This window comes from Paracoccus simplex (assembly GCF_042648325.1).
GTDB lineage: Bacteria > Pseudomonadota > Alphaproteobacteria > Rhodobacterales > Rhodobacteraceae > Paracoccus > Paracoccus simplex.
The window spans coordinates 1-2,500 of record NZ_JBHRXE010000056.1; the positions used below are offsets into that span (position 1 = coordinate 1).

At 61.8% G+C, this 2,500-nt stretch carries 3 protein-coding genes; 1 reads left to right on the forward strand and 2 read right to left on the reverse strand.

What is annotated here, in order from left to right; translation table 11 throughout:
• Positions 1-175 precede the first annotated feature (175 nt).
• A complete protein-coding gene (locus tag ACFOMP_RS17830) occupies positions 176-595 on the reverse strand; it encodes a hypothetical protein (protein ID WP_379033051.1) in 420 nt (139 codons plus the stop codon).
• 415 nt (positions 596-1,010) lie between these two features.
• Positions 1,011-1,208, reverse strand: coding sequence for a hypothetical protein (locus ACFOMP_RS17835; protein WP_379033054.1), 198 nt, complete (start codon positions 1,206-1,208; stop codon positions 1,011-1,013).
• Positions 1,209-1,712: 504 nt separating this feature from the next.
• Here ACFOMP_RS17835 and ACFOMP_RS17840 point away from each other — a divergent pair.
• Positions 1,713-2,500: N-acetylmuramidase domain-containing protein (locus ACFOMP_RS17840; RefSeq protein ID WP_379033057.1), on the forward strand; the 788-nt coding region annotated here is incomplete at its 3' end.

Here is a 2,500-nt window from a genome sequence, read left to right on the forward strand (position 1 = left end):
CCAACCCCCGGTCGGTGGGGTCCCTTTTGGACGCCGATCACCCCAGAAGCGGGGTCCTTATTCCACGCCGGTCAACAGGTAGAACGTGATCCACGGTCTACGCCTCAGAATCTGATGCCGGATCGGGAAAACGTCAATCAGCCTAAGGTATTGAAAAGGCCCTCGCGCTGTCCGCTTACCGAGAAAAAGCATCAATCAGGTTCAGGACGGCGAGGATCTTCCGGGTGCCGCTGTCGATCCGATATATGCGGTCGTCATCCCTGTAGTAGCTCCAGCCACTACGCCGCTCCAAATCGTAGCGGTCAAAGTCGCGGATGAGCACATAGTCTCCGATGCGGAGCGTGTCGCCCACGCGCGTACCAAAGCGCCTGCCTACCTGCCCCGGTGGAACGCAGGGCGGGTTCTTTTTGGCGAGACCCGGTGGACAATCTGCCACGTAGCGGGTTTGCACGCGGTGGACCTCTCGGGGCCCCCGTTCATGATGGTGGCGTCCAGAGGCACCTTTGCCATTCCCGCGGCCCGGATCGGCCGCGACCGGGGCGGCTCCCATCGTGGCGATCACCAAACCGGTGATCAGTTTCGTTGTCAGCTTCATCGTTCAAGCTCCAAGGCAGTCTCGGAGAGATATTGCGCCAGCCTCCGCGAAGGTTGCATCACAAAAAAATGCATCGGCGGAAAAGAGCCCGCGAAATGCTCTGGATCGGCCCCCGTCGGGTGAAGAAGCGTGAGACGGAGGCCGACACCCACGACGCTAGAGGCGAGCTGGTATCAACCCATCAGATAAACCCGCTAACACCAAGGCCTCCGCCGATGTTGCACACAAGAGGCAGAGGCCCCGGTCCGCCGAGAGAATGCTCGGACGGGCTTCAGCATCATAGCACATCGAGGGCTACGCGTTGCTTGGAAAGTGATCGGCTCCCAGCACATCGGCCAGGACCTGCCGGGAGCCGAGGTCCGCGCGTTTTAAAAGTGCGAATCGAGGCGATCCTATAGCAACCGCCTTCGCCGCGCTACCAGCCGCGAAACCGCTCGTCTATACCAAAGGTCGAAGGCTTGACGGGTATGAGCCGTATGGTGCCATCGTCGTGGATCAGTTTGACCAGGTCGCCGTTCTTGTGGTGCTTGATGCCTTCCAGATTCCACGGCGGCCGAGGGAATATTTCGGTGATACCGCTAAAAGCGTCGGTAAGCGCAATAGGGCTGAACATCGGAACCTCACTGTTTGATGGATGAGACGGCGGACAGAGATCCGCCGTCCACCTTCCGGCTTTTTAATGCCGCATACCGGAACAGGCATGAAGTCGCCTGGCCTTGTTGCGAGAATTTACCGGAAGCTCTGAATTCTTTGAGTTAACACCGGTCGTCGCAACGGCCGCGTTACGATTGTTCGGGTTTGTCAGGTTCGCCGCGCGGGTCGCGGACTTCTTCATCGCCGATGGGGCGTTTCGCCAGCTCATCACTCTGCTGCTGGGGCGGGGCTTCTCGGGTCGGTTTCGTGCGTTCTCGGTCGGCACCCATATACTGGGTCCTCCATAACACCGCCGGACCATACCGGAGGATACCCTTAAACTGGTGCGGCTCGCTTTGAATTACATCGGGAGCGCGACAACAATCGTGCAGCGCTTAGTAAAGCCCCGAAAGAAACCCGACAGCTCCCTCCCGAGCGACCAAAACCGCCCCGCCTCGCGCGGGGCTTTTTAATTGGAGAAACCATGTATCCAGCAGGGTTCAAGGGCCGCGCGCTGCGGCTCACCGATATCGACGTGGCCCGCGTCGGCCGCATTATCGGCGCGGGCGAGGATGAAATCCGCGCCGTGATCGAGGTGGAGACCTCGGGCGGCGGTTTCGACAGCCAGGGCCGGCCGAAGATGCTTTTCGAGCCGCATGTGTTCTGGCGCGAACTCGGGCCCGGCCAGAAGCGCACCGCGGCCGAGGCCTCGGGCCTCGCCTATCAGCGGTGGGGCACCGCACCCTATCCCAAGGACAGCTATCCGCGCCTGACGCTTGCCATGCGCATCGACATCAGCGCAGCGCTGCGCTCGGCCAGCTGGGGCTTGGGGCAGATCATGGGCTTCAACCACCGCGCCGCCGGCTACGCCACGCCGGGCGATATGGTCGCTGCCTTCTGCGACAGCGAGGCAGCCGGCCTCGAGGCGATGATCAGCTTCATCATCAGCGAGGGGCTGGATGATGAGCTGCGGCGCCACGACTGGGCCGCTTTCGCCCGCGGCTACAACGGTGCCGGCTATGCCACCCATGGCTATCACACCAGGCTCAAGGCGGCGTTCAAGCGATGGCAGGCAATTCCGGACGTGCTGGCGCCGGCCTGCCCGAAGATCGGCCTCGGCTCGCGCGGTGATGCAGTGCGATATGCGCAGCAGCGCCTGACCGCGCTCGGCTTCGACACCATGGGCATCGACGCGATCTTCGGCGCCAATAGGCTCTGTTGCACAAATCGCGTGAGGGATTCATCTCGCGAATCCAGGGTGGTAGCTGGGAT